Consider the following 14,971-nt stretch of genomic DNA (forward strand, 5'->3'; position numbering starts at 1 on the left):
CACCCCATGCGCATCACGGCCGGTCAGTTTCTTCGAGTTTTCACAGCACTTATTTTTGTTGCATGTGGCTCCGGATCCCGCGCGCAGGATCTGGCGGATCCCTTCAAAAGCTTCCCGGCGATATCGTCCCCGCAGAAGATGCCGAAGCTGAACAGCTTCAATCCCGTGGCCTCAGAGGCCGAGGGCGTCAAGGCCAAGGACATCCAGCTTGAAGCACTGCTGACGGAGAAAGGCAAACCCGTCGAGCAGGGCCTGACCTGGCGCGTCTTCAACCCGATCCCCGGATCGGACGGCAAGCTGCCGCTTTTGGCGACATCGGAAGGCGGATCGGCGGCATTCCAGCTCATTCCCGGCGAATATTTCGTCAATGTCGCCTTCGGACGCGCCGGCGCAACCCGCAAGATCAGGGTTGCCGAAGCCGGACCGGTTGAAAAGCAGGTTCTCGTTCTCGATGCCGGCGGCGTCATGCTGAACGCAATCTCCGGCAGCGACGTGCGCATTCCGCCGGGCGAACTGAGCTTCTCCATTTTCTCCGCTGACGAGAAGGAAGATGGCGAGCGAGCGCTCGTCGTCGCCGACGTGAAGCCCGACACTGTCGTTCGGTTGAACACCGGCACCTATCACGTGGTCTCCAATTACGGTTCGGTGAATGCGGTGATTCGCGCCGATATCCAGGTCGAGGCAGGAAAGCTGACGGAGGCGACGATCCAGCACCGGGCCGCGAAGCTGACCCTGAAGCTGGTATCGGAACCGGGCGGCGAAGCGATCGCCGATACGGCCTGGTCGATCCTTACGTCGTCCGGCGACGTTGTCAGCGAAAGCGTCGGCGCTTTCCCGACGCTGGTTCTCGCCGAGGGCGGCTATACCGCGATCGCCCGCAACAAAGAGAAGATTTTCCAGCGAGACTTCACCGTGAAGGCGGGCGTCAACACCGACGTCGAGGTCTTGCTGAATGACAAGGGATCACAGGCGGCGGCGAACGGAGCGGCCGACGCGCAGGATTGAGCGAGACGCTCAGGAGACCGCTTTGCCGAAGAACCGGCGGCGCGGCGGCGCCATGGAAAAGACGGCGTCGTAAATCCGGGTCAGGATATCCTTGCGATCCGCAATGGCGCCGAACTCTTCCCAGGCAATCAGCTTGCCGATGCGCGATGAAATCGTGGTACCCGAAAGACGGCGAAACTCGCGGATGAGCAGCGAAATGCGCAGCGTCATCGATACCTTGCTGGCAAGATGAAACAGCGGGCCGTTCTGGCCTTCGAAATAGATCGGAATGACGCTCGCCTTGGCGGCCTGGATGAGTTTTGCCGGAAACATCTTCCATGGAAGGTCTTCCGCGCGTCCAAAGCCCTTCCTGGCAGTCGCAACGCCGCCGGCCGGGAAAACGACCAGCGTTACGCCTTCTTTCAGGAGACGAACGGCCTCGTGGCGTGTCTGCATGTTGAGCGCCAGCGCTTCCCTGGTTTCCTCGAACGAGATCGGCAGCGAATAAGGCGCCATCTCCGGAACCTTCATCAACTCATTGTTGATCAGCACCCGGAACGGACGGCCGAGCCGTTCGGCGAGTGACAGGGCAGCGATGCCGTCACCGATGCCGAAGGGATGGTTGGCGACGATTACCACTGGCGTATCCGGCAGATGACGCGGCGGCCATTCGCCGTCAATGCGCAGGCGCACATTGATCAGTTCCAGCATCTCGCCGAAAATGCGGTCGCTCTTGCCGACGATGTCATGGCGCCACTGATTATAGAGCTTGGCGTAACGGTTGCGCCCGGCAAGGCCTTCCATCGAGCGGATGAACCAACGCTTCAGCCGTCGATCATTCTCGTTGGCGTAAGACAGCTCTTTGAACTGCACCTTGTTCCTCGTTCCATCAACGGCGCGTCCAGAGGGCGCAGCACAGAGGCGTAAATCTTTCCGGTTCATTCCGGCGGCGGGTGTTCCGTTCCCGCTGCCCGGACCTTAATCGGATAGTGCGCGAATGTTACAGTTTGCTGACACAAGACCGAGAGCTGTGCACCACAGCATAGCTCTCTCGCTTTGTCACTTCACGCCCTGGCAGCAGATCAGGCAGCAGCCTTGTTTCGCCGCTCCGCTTTCCGCTTCAGATCCGGCGGCGTTGCCTCCGATACGAGCGAGGCGATCGCCTCGTCGAGCGTCATCGGCGTCTGCGCCTGCGAACCCAGCCTGCGGATGTTGACGGTGCGCTCTTCCGCTTCCCGCATGCCGCAGACGATGATCACCGGCACTTTGGTCACCGAATGCTCACGAACCTTGTAGTTGATCTTCTCGTTGCGGAAGTCGGTCTCGACGTTCAGCCCCGCATCACGCAGCAGTTCGGCAACTTCGCGGCCGTAGTCGTCGGCCTCGGAAGTGATGGTCGCGACCACGACCTGCATCGGTGAAATCCACAGCGGCATGTGACCGGCGAAATTCTCGATGAGGATGCCGAGGAAGCGCTCCATCGATCCGCAGATGGCGCGGTGGATCATCACCGGCTGCTGCTTGTCCGAATTCTGGTTGATGTAGAAGGCACCGAAACGCTCCGGCAGGTTGAAGTCCACCTGCGTCGTGCCGCACTGCCATTCGCGGCCGATGGCGTCCTTCAGCGTATATTCGAACTTCGGCCCGTAGAAAGCGCCCTCGCCCGGCAGGATGCCGGTCTTGATGCGGCCTTCCGACTGTGCCTCGATGGTCTTCAGCACCTCCATCATCACGCTTTCGGCGCGATCCCACAAAGCGTCGTCGCCGACGCGCTTATCCGGACGGGTCGAGAGCTTGACCACGATTTCCTTGAAACCAAAGTCCTCATAGACCGAGAGGATGAGGTCGTTGATGCGCAGGCACTCGGCTGCCATCTGCTCGTCGGTGCAGAAGACGTGCGCATCGTCCTGCGTGAAGCCACGCACGCGCATCAGGCCATGCAGCGCGCCCGAAGGCTCGTAGCGATGCACATTGCCGAACTCGGCAAGCCTGATCGGCAGTTCGCGGTAGGACTTCAGGCCGTGCTTGAAAATCTGGATGTGGCCGGGGCAGTTCATCGGCTTCAGGGCGAAGACGCGATCATCGTCGGTGTCGTCGCCGGCAACCGTCACCTTGAACATGTTGTCGCGATACCAGCCCCAGTGGCCGGAGGTTTCCCACAGCGACTTGTCGAGCACCTGCGGCGCGTTGACTTCCTGATACGTGCCGGCCAGGCGGCGGCGCATATAGGCGACCAGCGTCTGGAAGATACGCCAGCCCTTGCCGTGCCAGAAGACGACGCCCGGGCCTTCTTCCTGGAAATGGAACAGGTCCATCTCCCGGCCGAGACGGCGGTGATCGCGCTTCTCGGCTTCGGCGAGGATGTGCAGGTATTGGTCGAGCTCCTCCTGTGTGCGCCAGGCCGTGCCGTAGATGCGCGTCAGCATCGGATTGTTACTGTCGCCGCGCCAATAGGCGCCGGCCACCCGCATCAGCTTGAAGGCGTTGCCGATCTGGCCGGTGGACGCCATATGCGGCCCGCGGCAGAGATCGAACCAGTCGCCCTGGTAATAGATCTTCAGGTCCTGGTTCTCGGGAATGGCGTCGACCAGCTCGACCTTATATTTCTCGCCCTTGTCGGCAAAAACCTGACGGGCCTTGTCGCGCGACCAGACTTCCTTGGTGAAGGGCTTGTTGCGCTGGATGATTTCTTTCATCCGCTTTTCGATCTTTGGCAGATCGTCGGGCGTAAACGGCTCGTCCTTGGCGAAATCGTAGTAGAAGCCGTTCTCGATCACCGGACCGATGGTTACCTGGGTTCCCGGCCACAATTCCTGCACGGCTTCGGCCATCACATGGGCCGTGTCGTGGCGGATCAGTTCCAGCGCGCGGGCATCTTCGCGTGTGACGATCTCGAGCTTGCCGGTGACGACCGGGTCGGACAGGTCGCGCAGCTCGCCATCCAGCGCGATCGCGATGGCTTTCTTTGCAAGCGACTTGGAGATCGATTCGGCGACGTCACGGCCCGTCGTACCAGCGGCGTAACCGCGGATGGAACCATCGGGAAATGTAAGGGAAACAGCGTCAGACATGATTTCTTCCTTGTCCAGTCCCGCCAACGAATGCGGGTGGTGAAGAGCATGATGCCGAAAAGTGTAGGCGGTTTTCGGACGACATCATGCTCTACTTCTTTGTTTCTAGAGCGCCGGAAGCCCGGCAAATTGACGCGCGGGTGATAAAGCGTTTTTGCAACGGAGTAAAGAACGGGCTGCTCAGGCGCCGATCATATCCCGCAGGCCGCGCACGGTGTTCCAGTTGCGCAGCGTGCCGACGCCGAGGCGTTTCGTGGTCAGCGCCGAAAGCAGCTTTGAAGTGCTCGGCTTGCCGGGGAAATGAACCCAGAGGTCACCATTGACGACGCGGATTTTCTCGCCATCGCCGCAGTGCCGTTGCAACCCCGGCAGAACATCCTTGCTCAACGGCGTCCGCATCACGCGCACGACAATGTTTGGTGCGTCCGACGCGCTGGCATCCGAAAACGGATTGCCTGCGGCCAGCGCAATCCAGTCGTCGGCAACGCGAGCGATGATATCGACATGCTTGCCGAAATCGCGGGCGAAGGCGGATTCGAGCCGCCTTTCAATCTCCGCTACATCGTGGCCATCTGCTTCGAACACAAGATTGCCGGAGGAGACCAGCGTACGCGGATTGCGGTAGCCGACCGATGAAGCCACGTCGCGCAGGTCGGACATGACGATACGACGATCGGGTGTAAGTACGATGCTGTGGAGGAGCGCAAGATAGGTGCTCGAATTTGAAAAAGGCGTCAACTCGTGGCCTCGAAAATCCTATCTATTGAAAAGTTTGCTTTCATGAAAGCACGCAACTCCGCTTCCAAATTCGACATGACCTCTATGGCCTCGCGAGAGCCTGATAGAGCCTGAGAGAGGTCCACGCCATTTATCTCGACTTCGACAAAATTAAAGGGGTTCAAAAGAAAATCGCGAAATACCGCCGATTTTGCCTCAAGATCTTCGTTGCTTGCTATTGACGCATCAATCCGATCGACGCGTTCAAATGACGGCAATGAGGTCGGATATACCAACGTGAAGGTCTTTCTTCCATCGACTTCCTTCATTACCGGAACGACGTACTCCGTTACATCTATAAGTTTCCAAAAGAAGGCCATTTTTATGTGGCGGGCACGCGAAATAAATCCACCAATATCCAAAGAATATATCTCGAGAAATTTCGACAAATCACGGGAAACCTCTTGAAATTCCTTAAATGCCCCAAGCAATTCTTTCAGCTGCTTGGCGGAGACTATTTTTGTAGGAGTTTCAAGCTTCGCATCGTAACCCGAAAACTCCTGCATGACAGCCTCTGAGACTATTCGCAGATTTTGCGTTTTGTTATAGAGAACAAGCAATTTCGCCAGAAGGTCGCGCCGTCTCTCCAGTTTGTTTTTACCACTATCTAACGCCTTCTCAATTATATACTTTACGACAATCCCAGTATATTCCGCCAAAACAGAGATCATAATCTTACCCTTCGAATATCGAAAGCTGCATATACGCGATGAAGCTGATGGGGCCGCCTTGACGCGGCAATAACCAACGTTGCTAAAAGCAAACGCACCATCCAGCGTTCAGTCTGTATGCCGCCAATAGCGCCATGGCGTATACCAGTGCTTCGATGGCGGCAGTTTCTCCGGCACCGGATCGAAACCGCTCGTTCCGCCTGGTCCGCACCGCATGAAACGAAACAAAACCATCCAGCCGCCGGGCCAGAAGCCGTGGCGCGCGATCGCCTCGTAGCCATATTCGGAGCAGGTGGGGATATGCCGGCAGGAATTGCCGATGAAGCCGGAGAGCGTCAGTTGATAGAGCCGGATGAAGGCCATGCCGAAGAGCCGCCCGGGCGTCTTGCGAAACGGCCCCGCATAGTTCCGGCCCGAATAAGGCCGATGGGCCGCCTGAACATCATGGCCCGGGCATCCCGGCTCGCTGCACATCTCAGACAGCCGCCCTGACGAGACGGGCAGCTTCGATCTGGCCGATCGCATCGACCACGGCATCGAAAGTCAGCATTGTCGAGGCGTGGCGGGCCTTGTAGTCCTTCACGGGCTTCAGGAACCGCATGTCCTCGAAGCGGCCGGATGGCCCCTCGCCGTCTGCCTTGAGCATGGCCAGCATGTCCTCCCGCGCCTTACGGATTTCCACGGCCGTAGCACCAACAACGTGACGTGCCATGATCGATGAAGAAGCCTGTCCGAGAGCGCAGGCTTTCACCTCCTGGGCGAAGTCGGTGACCATATCACCCTCCATTTTCAAGCCGATCCGGACCCTCGAGCCGCAGAGCTTGGAATGCGCGCTCGCCTCGGCGTCGGCGTTCTCGAGCCTGCCGCTTCTCGGGATATTCCCGGCGAACTCGAGAATCCTGCTATTATAGATTTCATCCATCATTCGACGCGATCCGGTTGTTTTTGCGCGTTTTCAGGCAATCCGCGCATGATTTTCTATCGTATCCGGGAAAAAAACACAGTGTCTTCGCCTGCGCCCCTTTCACATGTATCCCAGCATATTATATGGTATGTCGTGTGGGGGCGACAGGTTCGCAAGAGCGAACAGTCGCCTGTTGTTTGGGAAACCGTGCCGGATGATCCAGAGCCCTTAACCTCTGCAAATCTGAAAGCCCCGGAGCCCGCCGACGGAAACCAGGCCTGAGAGCGTCAGGTAAATGGCCAGTGGCGAGTTGTCCGAAAAGATAAAACGTCAAGTAACCCGTGTTACATCAAGGGGCCATTATGGACGCCATAGTCAAGAATTTTCCTGCCCTGCCTGCCACCGATGGCAGACCGAGCCAGAAGGAGGCTGAGGACGCCATTCGCGTTCTCTTGCGCTGGGCCGGTGACGATCCGCAACGCGAAGGGCTTGTCGATACGCCCGCGCGCGTTGCCAAGGCCTACAAGGAACTGTTCTCGGGCTACGATCTCGCCGCCGAGGACGTCCTTGGCCGCACCTTCGAGGAAGTTGGCGGCTATGACGACATCGTGCTCGTCAAGGACATTCCGTTCTTCTCGCACTGCGAACACCATATGGTGCCGATCATCGGCAAGGCGCATATCGCCTATCTGCCTGATGGAAAGGTGCTCGGCCTGTCGAAGATCGCCCGCGTCGTCGACATCTACGGCCGACGCCTGCAGACTCAGGAAACCATGACGGCCCAGGTCGCCAAGGCGATCGACGATACGCTCCAGCCGCGCGGCGTTGCCGTGATGATCGAGGCCGAACATCTGTGCATGGCGATGCGCGGCGTTCAAAAGCAGGGCTCGACAACGCTGACCACCACCTTTACCGGTGTCTTCAAGACCGAGCCCGCCGAACAGGCCCGCTTCATGACCTTGCTCAGGGGCTTCAAGTAAGCTCCATCAAACGGAGCTTTTCCCATGACCATTGAATTTGCCCCGCCGCCCGCCGACAAGGCGGCACTGGAATCCGGTTCTGCCTTCACGCCCCGTTTCGACAGCAACGGACTGATCACCGCCGTCGTTACCGACGCGAAGGACGGCGTCCTGCTGATGGTTGCGCATATGAACGCCGAGGCGCTTGCGCTCACCATCGAGACCGGCATTGCGCACTACTACAGCCGTTCGCGCAAAAGCCTCTGGAAGAAGGGCGAAACCTCCGGTAACCTGCAGAATGTAGTGGAACTGCGTACCGATTGCGACCAGGATGCATTGTGGCTGAAGGTTCGTGTTGCCGGTCATGATGCGACCTGCCACACCGGCCGCCGCTCCTGCTTCTATCGTGTCGTGAATGCCAAGGATGGCGTCACGACTCTTAACACTGTTGATACCGAAATTCATTTCCATCCAGACGACGTCTACGGCAAAAATTAAGCATCTGACGCTTTTTGGATCAGTTTCTTGGGGGATTCACGATTTGGCAACCAGACTGGGAGCGTAATCTCAACATTCGGACGCGTTCCGCCGGAAACAACGGCACGGAATAGTCTGATGTAGATTGTGTCTTACCGGATGCGCTTGCAACGCAGCAATGCGAGACGTGACGGCCTGTAACAGTGCGTTCTGCGGCATGGAGGTGCCGGATGTTGAACTGGACATTTAATCGCAGCGGGATCACAGCAGACGCGTCGGCGCCCGGCGGTCCCTCCCACTCGCTAACCTCACCTCCTCCCGAACAAATGAAGCCGCCTAAGTCCAAGATCGCCCTCGCCCTTGGTGGTGGTGCCGCGCGCGGTTGGGCCCATATCGGCGTCCTCAAGGCGCTGGATGAGGAAGGCATCGAAGTCGGCATGATCGCCGGTACGTCGATCGGCGCGCTGGTCGGCGGCTGCTATCTTGCCGGAAAACTCGATGAACTCGAAACTTTCGCGCGTTCACTGACCATGCGGCGCATTGCCGGCCTGCTCGATTTCGCCATTGGCGGCGGCGGCCTGTTCGGGGGCTTGCGCCTGACGAAGCGCATGCAGGAACATCTGCAGGACATGTCCATCGAAAACCTGGACCGGCCATTTGTTGCGGTCGCGACCGAGCTCAACTCCGGCCACGAGGTCTGGATCGGCGAAGGTTCGCTGATCATGGCTATTCGCGCCTCCTACGCCCTGCCCGGCATCTTCGAGCCGATCAAATGCAACAACCGCATGCTGGTCGACGGCGCGCTCGTCAATCCGGTCCCGGTATCGGTCTGCCGCGCCTATGAGCAGCAACTCGTCGTTGCCGTGAACCTTAATTACGATCTCTATGGCCGCTCCGCGGTGATCAAGCATCGCGCCGAGGCGATTGACAATCAGCCTCAGCCGGCGCCCCACGCGACGACGCGTCTTGGCATGACCGGTGTCATGGTTCAGGCCTTCAACATCATTCAGGACCGCATCTCACGCGCCCGCCTTGCCGGGGACCCGCCGGATCTGGCGCTGCACCCCAAGCTGAACGACATCGGATTGTCGGAATTCCACCGCGCCGGCGAAGCGATCGATCGCGGCTATCACGAAACCAAGTCCAGGCTCAGTGAACTCAAGCGGCTGCAGGACGTGATGGTGCGCTGGTAACTGCGGCCGCACGCTGCGGGCGAAGCCTGACACCTCGCCGCGCCGTTCGCGGAAGTCGCCGCCTTACAGGTGAACGGTCTTCGCGTCCTGCCCCGCAATATAGGCCTTGATGTGCTCGGCCTCGCTTTCGATCGCGCGGATGTGATGCCTAACGGCGTCGCCGATGGAGACGATACCGACGAGGCGCCCCTTCCTTTCGACCGGAAGATGGCGCGCGCGCATGTTGTTCATGATTTCCATGATGTCGTGGATGCTCATTTCTTCCGTGCAACTATGGACCTTGGACCACATCACGGCGGAAACCGGCTTGTCCAGGCATGCCGCGCCGTACTTGTCCATGGCGGCGACCACGTCGCGCTCCGTCAAAATGCCTGCAATCCGGTCACCAGGTTTGACGACAACGATGGCACCGATACGGTTTTCATGGAGCAACCGGACTGCTGCGCGCACCAGCGAGTGCGGATCGACCGTGAATACCTGACGGCCTTTTTCATTGAGAATTGCAGTGACTGACATTCACGACCTCCCGTTTCAGCGACTCGTCTGACCGGGATATTGGCGAACCGCAAACGCGCATTTCGCGCCTTTCCGATTGGGGACCAATCCGCAAGACAGATGTCATTCCTGTCGCGTTTTTTGTCCATCCGGCAGCCCATCGATCTCCTCTTGATCGGCTGCCTTCGGACAGGAATGGTGCGCTACCGCTTTGGGAAAATCAAGCGCTCTCGGCGAGATCGCAAACCTTTCCAAGGTCAATTCCGGGGATCGAAAAGGCCAAACAGAAGGAATCCGAACAGGAAACCGCCAATATGTGCCTCCCAGGCAATGCTTGCTGCTCCGCCAAAGGCAAAGACGCCGAGGCCGATCAGGAAATTCGTCAGGAACCATATGCCGGCGAAGAACACGACGGAACGGTTCGACAGCGCCTCGCCGACCGTCAGGCGGCGGTTCAGATGGGCAAACTGCCGGCTGATGCGGCCGCTGGGAGAAAAGACGAAGCGGGCAGCAGCCCCCATCAGGCCGGCAACGACCCCCGAGGCGCCGACGACAACGGTCATGTCGCCCCAGTGGAATGCGATATGCAACCCGACCGCGGCCACGGACGACAGGCACCAGAAGACTGCGAGGCGCGCCATGCCGATCCGGCGAATGACGGGCGCACCAAAGGCCACCATCCAGAAGCCGTTGAAAACCAGATGTTCCCAAGAGCCGTGCAGGAAGGAATAGGTGACCGGGCTCCAGAGCCAGGCGAGGCTCTGCTCAGCCAGCGGATGGTCGTAGCGCGCAGGCAGAAAGGCGAAATTGAAGATCAGTTCTTCATCGATGGAGTACGGCAGCAGATAGGTGCGGACGGCGTGAATGGCCACCAGGACCGCCAGGATACCCACCAGGCCTGCAGGCAGATTGAATGCCGGTTCGCGCACACGCACCGGCTTTTCGGTTTCGGCGTCCTGCGGCGGCGTCACGCCGTCCGGTTGGTCTATCATGCTGCTCACAATTCCTTCTGCGGTTCCATCCGCTGCCGCATCTTCGATCTACTCGCTCTATACGATTCACACGCGTGCCAAAAGAGGGCGAAAGCGCGGCATCTTTTCGCGCAGATTTCTGACGAGGTTCATGCCCCTGCTTTTCTAGAAAGCATCCGACGTTGTCGACGAAAAAAAGCCGTCCAGTCAAAAACTGAACGGCCGGCGAGCCCCCAAAAAACCCCGAGCCCTAAGTTTGTGTGCCGAAGGCAACCCTTCGTGAAGTGATGTCCTTGAATGCCACCGATACCGTCTGCTTTCAATCTAAACCAAACATTAACCTTAATATCCGTCTGGCACGGAAATCGCTTCGTAGTACCTGCGGGGCCAGTTTTCCGCCGCCAGATGTGCCAAAGCGGCACAGGGTGTTTCGAACGGAATAAGAGAATGCGCAGCAAAACGACAATCGAGATCTACGCCTACTGGGACGAGTTGCGAGGACATCGCGACGTGCCGGCGCGCGGCCAGATCGAACCTGCCGATATCCGGCATATTCTGCCGGATCTCTTCATCCTGGAAAAAACGCCACGGGGCGAAATCCGCTTCCGGCTGGCCGGCACGCGCATCTGTGCATTGTTTGCCCGCGAGCTGCGGGGCTCGAGGTTCGACGCGCTATGGCTTGGCGAACAGACGGCCCGGCTTGAGCGGATCGCCGGCGATGTCATGGCACAAAAGGCTCCCGTCGTCCTTACGGCAGCGGCCACTGCCGGCACGGCCGATCGCCTGCCAACTGAACTTGTCCTGCTGCCGCTGAAGTCACCCGACGGCAGCGTCGATCGCATCATCGGTGCGCTCGTCCCCCTGTCGCGGCCACATTGGCTTGGGGCCACCCCCGTCAACTTCCTCGATCTTGGCGGAATTCGCGTACTCGATATCGAAAAGACCAGCCCATTTTTACAGAACCGTCCCGAAATCTCCCTGCCCGCAAATCCGCGCCCTGTTGCGGACATCGGTATCGCCGGCGCCATCCGCCGCGTTCTTCACCTGCGCGTCTTCGAAGGCGGCCGGCGCGACTAGCGTATCGAACCGCCAGGCAACCGGAAGCACGAAAAAAACCTTCTGTTAACCGGAAGAGGGTAAAGCTGTGACTTGGATGGATATCGTATAAGTGTGGTCATGTATTCGTTTCAGCAAACGCAGACTGCCGGCCCCAAGCAGCACAACGAAGGCGCATTTCAACGCGTCTCGGTGAACCTGACCGGCCGGCTCATGCTTGCGAACCATGACGAATTCGAATGCACCGCGATCGACATGTCGCCGGGCGACGTTCTTTTCACCTGCGATGCGCGGCCGCGCGCCGGCGAACGCATCATCGCCTATGTCGACCATGTCGGCCGCCTGGAAGGCATCGTTTCGCGCCTTGCCGACAACGCCTTCGTCATCCAGATCAACGCGACCGACCGCAAGCGCGAAAAGCTCGCCGCACAACTGACCTGGATTGCCAACAAGCACGAGCTCGGCTTGCCGGAAGACCGGCGGCATGATCGTCTTGCGCCACGCAAGACCCGCACCGAAATCACGCTCGACGACGGCAGCAAATATGTCTGCCGCATCATCGACCTGTCGCTGTCGGGCGCCGCCGTGGACATCGAAACCCGCCTGCCACTCGGCGCAGCCGTCCTGCTCGGCAGCATGAAGGGCCGCGTCGTCCGCCATTTCCAGGAAGGCATGGCGATCGAATTCCTCGGGATCCAATCGCGTGAAGCTCTCAGAGAGTTTCTCTAGACGCGTCGATAACGCACCCGGTCTCGCCTCAGCGGCTTCTTCAGCTACCAACGAAACCACGCGCAACACGGCCAGGCGGATCGGCGCGGGAACGGTCTTTTTTTGGCCGTAGCGCCTCCAATCCCACCTCCACGAGGTCAGGCATCAAATCACCTGCGGCCTCCACCGGCGCCGAAGACATGCCGGAAACGCCCCAATCTGGCACATATACCGGCTTGCAAAACGTCCTGTTTTTTTGAATTTCATGATTCGGCCGCAAATTTTCGTGCCGGAACAAAAAATAATTTCGCCTGTTTTACCGTGATTTCCGGTCGAAAGCAGCAAACATCCTGGTAAACAAAGTCTATCCGGGACACGCCCCCTTCGCCCTGAGCCGCGCCGGCCATTCGAGTTCGCGTTGCCGCGCTCCCCTTCGCCGCACGTGCTGCTTCTCGAAAACATCGATTTTTCCGTGAGGTAGATAGTTTCCCATCGCTTAAACGCACATACGTACCGCGGAAAATGGATCAAAATTTACACACAATTGAATCAAATGAGCCGCAACATTTAAGCAAATTAAATTCGACTTTTATACTTATTTCAATCTGTTTTGTACTTTATTTTACTTCGAGTTTTCGCGAGCGATAAAAATCTCGGTGTCATTGTCTAGCCACAACGGGGAGACAAGCATGACAACGAAAACGTTCCTGAAGGCAGGCCTCATCGGCGCACTCTTCTCTGCAGTCGCAGCGCATTCGGCGCTCGCGTTTCCGGCCAACATGACCACCGATGGCGCGACCAATCCGCCGGTCGGGCACTACGAATTCTGCCGCAACCTGCCGCAGGAGTGCCGGTCCAATCCGGGCAGTTCGGCACCGGCTGTCCTGACCCGCGAAGGCTGGAAGAAGATCCTTGAGGTCAACTACGACGTCAACCAGGCGGTGACGCCGATGACGGACAAGGAAATCTACGGCGTCGAAGAGCATTGGGCCTATCCCGACAAGGTCGGCGACTGCGAAGACTACGTGCTTTTGAAGCGCAAGCGGTTGATTCAGGAAGGTTTTTCGCCATCCGACCTTCTAATCACCGTTGTGTTGCAACCCAGTGGCGACGGCCATGCGGTTCTCACCGTGCGGACCGATCGCGGCGACTTCGTTCTCGACAACATGCGCAACAAGGTACTTTTGTGGTCGGAGACCGAATACACCTATCTGAAGCGGCAATCGGAACAGAATTCCGGCCGGTGGGTAAAGCTTGAGGATGGCCGCACGGTCGCCGTCGGCAGCGTGACCCAGTAGTCCTCACGGATATCAGACATTCGCGGATCGGCTCAGGATGCCCGGCCCGCGTCTGAAAGGGCTTCGGTCAGTCCCCAATCCCCGTCCCAGACCAAGCCCTGTCGGCCGGTTCCGCTGTCCTCGGAACCGGCCTTTTCTTTGCGCCGCGTGGCCAATTGCAGCAAAATTCAGGGTGCCGGCAGACCGGAGAGACGGACGCATTGTACAATCAATAGCCCGTAGCAGCAGGCCCATCCGCAGGCGATCGCGACGCCAAGGATACCGTCGCCGATCCGCGCACCGCCGGACAAGAGCATCCGCCACAGCGCCTGCACGAACAGGGCCGGGCCGGCAAACAGTGCCAGGAATATGGCGAACGGCCGGAAATTGTCACTCGCCACATCATGCGATGATGGCCAGTGGCGGCGGCCCGCGACACGGCTGACGTCGAGAACAATGAAAGAGACACCAAATCCGGCAGCCAGCAGAACGAAGATCGTCGCAAAATTCATTGAAAATTAACCATGTTGCAGCAGCGTTGAGGTCACCCTGCCAATCTGCAAGTTCCGTGCCGCCCAGGCTGCTTCATTTCGGGACGCATCCGGCTGGAATTTATACCACCTGTTAACGAGAGCAAGGTTGCGACGCGCCGATGACAGCCAATCCTGCAACCACCGCTGAGGATCACGGGCCGCTGATCTCCCCGCGTTTTGTCTATGGCCTGACGGCCGTGGTCGCCAGCCTCGCCCTATTGACCGCGGGCATCAGCGTTGCAGGGCGCTGGTATGGCGAAAACCTGGCGCTGGCGGGACATACGACAAGTGCCGAAAACAACGATATCTTCATCGGACAGGATCACCTTCGGCTGCCGTCCAACGTGATCCGCTTTGACGAGCAACGCATGACCGGCGTCGCCGAGCGGGCCGACCTCTACCTCACATGGCCCGGCATGCAGGGCTATACCGACAAGACCCGCACGCTCTTCAACGACGTCAATCGTCCGGAATCGCTGGTCTTTCTCGAAATTTCCCAGAGCACGATGTCGCGTGACATGTCGGGGCGGCTGGAGCCGATCTACCGGCATCTTTTCGAAGGCGCCGCCCGGCCCGGCCCGGCCGGTCTGCAACGTCACGCGATGAAGGAGAATTCCGGCTACGGCCAGGAGGTCTTCTTCACGGCGGACCGCGACGGAGATACCCCGTATACCGTGCGCTGCATCCTGCCTGCAACGCCCGCGACGTCCACCAGCGCCGATTGCCAACGCGATATTCATGCCGGTCGCGATCTTGTTGTGCTTTACCGCTTTTCGAGCCAATTGCTGCCACAATGGCAAGCCATCGACACGGCCGTCCTCAACTATGTGAACAGCAAGCTCGCCCCATGACATTCCCCATCTTCCGGCGGCTTCGCCCCCGTCATCTTCCATCA

Annotated in this window: 17 protein-coding genes; 8 read left to right on the forward strand and 9 right to left on the reverse strand. The window is 58.9% G+C overall.

What is annotated here, in order from left to right:
- Positions 1–6 precede the first annotated feature (6 nt).
- Positions 7–1,005, forward strand: a complete 999-nt coding sequence (locus tag ACSQ3F_RS18420; protein WP_436101555.1) for a hypothetical protein — start codon at positions 7–9, stop codon at positions 1,003–1,005.
- 9 nt (positions 1,006–1,014) lie between these two features.
- Here ACSQ3F_RS18420 and ACSQ3F_RS18425 read toward each other — a convergent pair whose 3' ends face one another.
- The 6 genes from ACSQ3F_RS18425 to ACSQ3F_RS18450 form a co-directional block, all read right to left on the reverse strand.
- Positions 1,015–1,857 carry a lysophospholipid acyltransferase family protein gene (locus ACSQ3F_RS18425; RefSeq protein WP_436101556.1) on the reverse strand — a complete coding sequence of 281 codons (843 nt, stop codon included), beginning with the start codon at positions 1,855–1,857 and terminating at the stop codon, positions 1,015–1,017.
- A gap of 209 nt (positions 1,858–2,066) precedes the next feature.
- Positions 2,067–4,055 carry a threonine--tRNA ligase gene (thrS, locus tag ACSQ3F_RS18430; RefSeq protein WP_436101557.1) on the reverse strand — a complete coding sequence of 663 codons (1,989 nt, stop codon included), beginning with the start codon at positions 4,053–4,055 and terminating at the stop codon, positions 2,067–2,069.
- Positions 4,056–4,235: 180 nt separating this feature from the next.
- On the reverse strand, positions 4,236–4,793 hold the full coding sequence (locus ACSQ3F_RS18435) for a DUF1697 domain-containing protein (RefSeq protein ID WP_436101558.1): 558 nt from the start codon (positions 4,791–4,793) through the stop codon (positions 4,236–4,238).
- Positions 4,790–5,503, reverse strand: coding sequence for a hypothetical protein (locus tag ACSQ3F_RS18440; protein ID WP_436101559.1), 714 nt, complete (start codon positions 5,501–5,503; stop codon positions 4,790–4,792). The genes ACSQ3F_RS18435 and ACSQ3F_RS18440 overlap by 4 nt, the downstream gene beginning before the upstream one ends.
- A gap of 108 nt (positions 5,504–5,611) precedes the next feature.
- Entirely contained in the window at positions 5,612–5,977 is a 366-nt protein-coding gene (gene yidD, locus ACSQ3F_RS18445; RefSeq protein WP_436101560.1) for a membrane protein insertion efficiency factor YidD, read from the reverse strand.
- A gap of 1 nt (position 5,978) precedes the next feature.
- On the reverse strand, positions 5,979–6,428 hold the full coding sequence (locus ACSQ3F_RS18450; protein ID WP_436101561.1) for an iron-sulfur cluster assembly scaffold protein: 450 nt from the start codon (positions 6,426–6,428) through the stop codon (positions 5,979–5,981).
- Positions 6,429–6,769: 341 nt separating this feature from the next.
- On the opposite strand from ACSQ3F_RS18450, the gene folE reads away from it, so the two are divergent.
- The 3 genes from folE (at position 6,770) to ACSQ3F_RS18465 (ending at position 9,036) form a co-directional block, all read left to right on the forward strand.
- Positions 6,770–7,387: a GTP cyclohydrolase I FolE gene (gene folE / locus ACSQ3F_RS18455; RefSeq protein WP_436101562.1), complete on the forward strand. Its 618-nt coding sequence runs from the start codon at positions 6,770–6,772 to the stop codon at positions 7,385–7,387.
- Positions 7,388–7,411: 24 nt separating this feature from the next.
- On the forward strand, positions 7,412–7,864 hold the full coding sequence (gene hisI, locus ACSQ3F_RS18460) for a phosphoribosyl-AMP cyclohydrolase (RefSeq protein WP_436101563.1): 453 nt from the start codon (positions 7,412–7,414) through the stop codon (positions 7,862–7,864).
- Positions 7,865–8,073: 209 nt separating this feature from the next.
- Entirely contained in the window at positions 8,074–9,036 is a 963-nt protein-coding gene (locus ACSQ3F_RS18465; protein WP_436101564.1) for a patatin-like phospholipase family protein, read from the forward strand.
- Positions 9,037–9,099: 63 nt separating this feature from the next.
- On the opposite strand, the gene ACSQ3F_RS18470 is transcribed toward ACSQ3F_RS18465, so the two are convergent.
- Both ACSQ3F_RS18470 and ACSQ3F_RS18475 read right to left on the reverse strand, forming a co-directional pair.
- The gene (locus ACSQ3F_RS18470) at positions 9,100–9,552 is read right to left on the reverse strand and encodes a CBS domain-containing protein (protein ID WP_436101565.1); all 453 of its coding nucleotides are present in this window, start codon (positions 9,550–9,552) and stop codon (positions 9,100–9,102) included.
- Positions 9,553–9,788: 236 nt separating this feature from the next.
- Positions 9,789–10,523: a rhomboid family intramembrane serine protease gene (locus ACSQ3F_RS18475; RefSeq protein WP_436101566.1), complete on the reverse strand. Its 735-nt coding sequence runs from the start codon at positions 10,521–10,523 to the stop codon at positions 9,789–9,791.
- A 426-nt stretch (positions 10,524–10,949) separates the two neighbouring features.
- On the opposite strand from ACSQ3F_RS18475, the gene ACSQ3F_RS18480 reads away from it, so the two are divergent.
- The 3 genes from ACSQ3F_RS18480 to ACSQ3F_RS18490 all read left to right on the forward strand — a co-directional run bounded on the left by ACSQ3F_RS18480 (position 10,950) and on the right by ACSQ3F_RS18490 (position 13,564).
- On the forward strand, positions 10,950–11,579 hold the full coding sequence (locus ACSQ3F_RS18480; RefSeq protein WP_436101567.1) for a PAS domain-containing protein: 630 nt from the start codon (positions 10,950–10,952) through the stop codon (positions 11,577–11,579).
- A 99-nt stretch (positions 11,580–11,678) separates the two neighbouring features.
- Complete coding sequence (locus ACSQ3F_RS18485) at positions 11,679–12,287, forward strand: PilZ domain-containing protein (protein WP_436101568.1); 609 nt, start codon at positions 11,679–11,681, stop codon at positions 12,285–12,287.
- A gap of 668 nt (positions 12,288–12,955) precedes the next feature.
- Positions 12,956–13,564: a transglutaminase-like cysteine peptidase gene (locus ACSQ3F_RS18490; RefSeq protein ID WP_436101569.1), complete on the forward strand. Its 609-nt coding sequence runs from the start codon at positions 12,956–12,958 to the stop codon at positions 13,562–13,564.
- A gap of 167 nt (positions 13,565–13,731) precedes the next feature.
- Here ACSQ3F_RS18490 and ACSQ3F_RS18495 read toward each other — a convergent pair whose 3' ends face one another.
- Complete coding sequence (locus tag ACSQ3F_RS18495; RefSeq protein WP_436101570.1) at positions 13,732–14,055, reverse strand: DUF6949 family protein; 324 nt, start codon at positions 14,053–14,055, stop codon at positions 13,732–13,734.
- A gap of 140 nt (positions 14,056–14,195) precedes the next feature.
- On the opposite strand from ACSQ3F_RS18495, the gene ACSQ3F_RS18500 reads away from it, so the two are divergent.
- A complete protein-coding gene (locus ACSQ3F_RS18500) occupies positions 14,196–14,927 on the forward strand; it encodes a hypothetical protein (protein ID WP_436101571.1) in 732 nt (243 codons plus the stop codon).
- The last annotated feature ends 44 nt before the right edge of the window (positions 14,928–14,971 follow it).

Origin of the sequence: Pararhizobium sp. LjRoot238, from assembly GCF_964252955.1 — a bacterium.
Taxonomy (GTDB): Bacteria; Pseudomonadota; Alphaproteobacteria; order Rhizobiales; family Rhizobiaceae; genus Pararhizobium.

What these genes read in the sequence shown, in the direction of transcription:
- ACSQ3F_RS18465 (WP_436101564.1), top strand. Translation starts at nt 8,074, where the DNA reads ATGTTGAACTGGACATTTAATCGCAGCGGGATCACAGCAGACGCGTCG.
- ACSQ3F_RS18500 (WP_436101571.1), top strand. Translation starts at nt 14,196, where the DNA reads ATGACAGCCAATCCTGCAACCACCGCTGAGGATCACGGGCCGCTGATC.
- ACSQ3F_RS18495 (WP_436101570.1), bottom strand. Translation starts at nt 14,055, where the DNA reads ATGAATTTTGCGACGATCTTCGTTCTGCTGGCTGCCGGATTTGGTGTC.
- ACSQ3F_RS18475 (WP_436101566.1), bottom strand. Translation starts at nt 10,523, where the DNA reads ATGATAGACCAACCGGACGGCGTGACGCCGCCGCAGGACGCCGAAACC.
- yidD (WP_436101560.1), bottom strand. Translation starts at nt 5,977, where the DNA reads ATGTGCAGCGAGCCGGGATGCCCGGGCCATGATGTTCAGGCGGCCCAT.
- ACSQ3F_RS18490 (WP_436101569.1), top strand. Translation starts at nt 12,956, where the DNA reads ATGACAACGAAAACGTTCCTGAAGGCAGGCCTCATCGGCGCACTCTTC.
- hisI (WP_436101563.1), top strand. Translation starts at nt 7,412, where the DNA reads ATGACCATTGAATTTGCCCCGCCGCCCGCCGACAAGGCGGCACTGGAA.
- ACSQ3F_RS18440 (WP_436101559.1), bottom strand. Translation starts at nt 5,503, where the DNA reads ATGATCTCTGTTTTGGCGGAATATACTGGGATTGTCGTAAAGTATATA.
- ACSQ3F_RS18450 (WP_436101561.1), bottom strand. Translation starts at nt 6,428, where the DNA reads ATGATGGATGAAATCTATAATAGCAGGATTCTCGAGTTCGCCGGGAAT.
- ACSQ3F_RS18420 (WP_436101555.1), top strand. Translation starts at nt 7, where the DNA reads ATGCGCATCACGGCCGGTCAGTTTCTTCGAGTTTTCACAGCACTTATT.
- thrS (WP_436101557.1), bottom strand. Translation starts at nt 4,055, where the DNA reads ATGTCTGACGCTGTTTCCCTTACATTTCCCGATGGTTCCATCCGCGGT.
- folE (WP_436101562.1), top strand. Translation starts at nt 6,770, where the DNA reads ATGGACGCCATAGTCAAGAATTTTCCTGCCCTGCCTGCCACCGATGGC.
- ACSQ3F_RS18485 (WP_436101568.1), top strand. Translation starts at nt 11,679, where the DNA reads ATGTATTCGTTTCAGCAAACGCAGACTGCCGGCCCCAAGCAGCACAAC.
- ACSQ3F_RS18470 (WP_436101565.1), bottom strand. Translation starts at nt 9,552, where the DNA reads ATGTCAGTCACTGCAATTCTCAATGAAAAAGGCCGTCAGGTATTCACG.
- ACSQ3F_RS18480 (WP_436101567.1), top strand. Translation starts at nt 10,950, where the DNA reads ATGCGCAGCAAAACGACAATCGAGATCTACGCCTACTGGGACGAGTTG.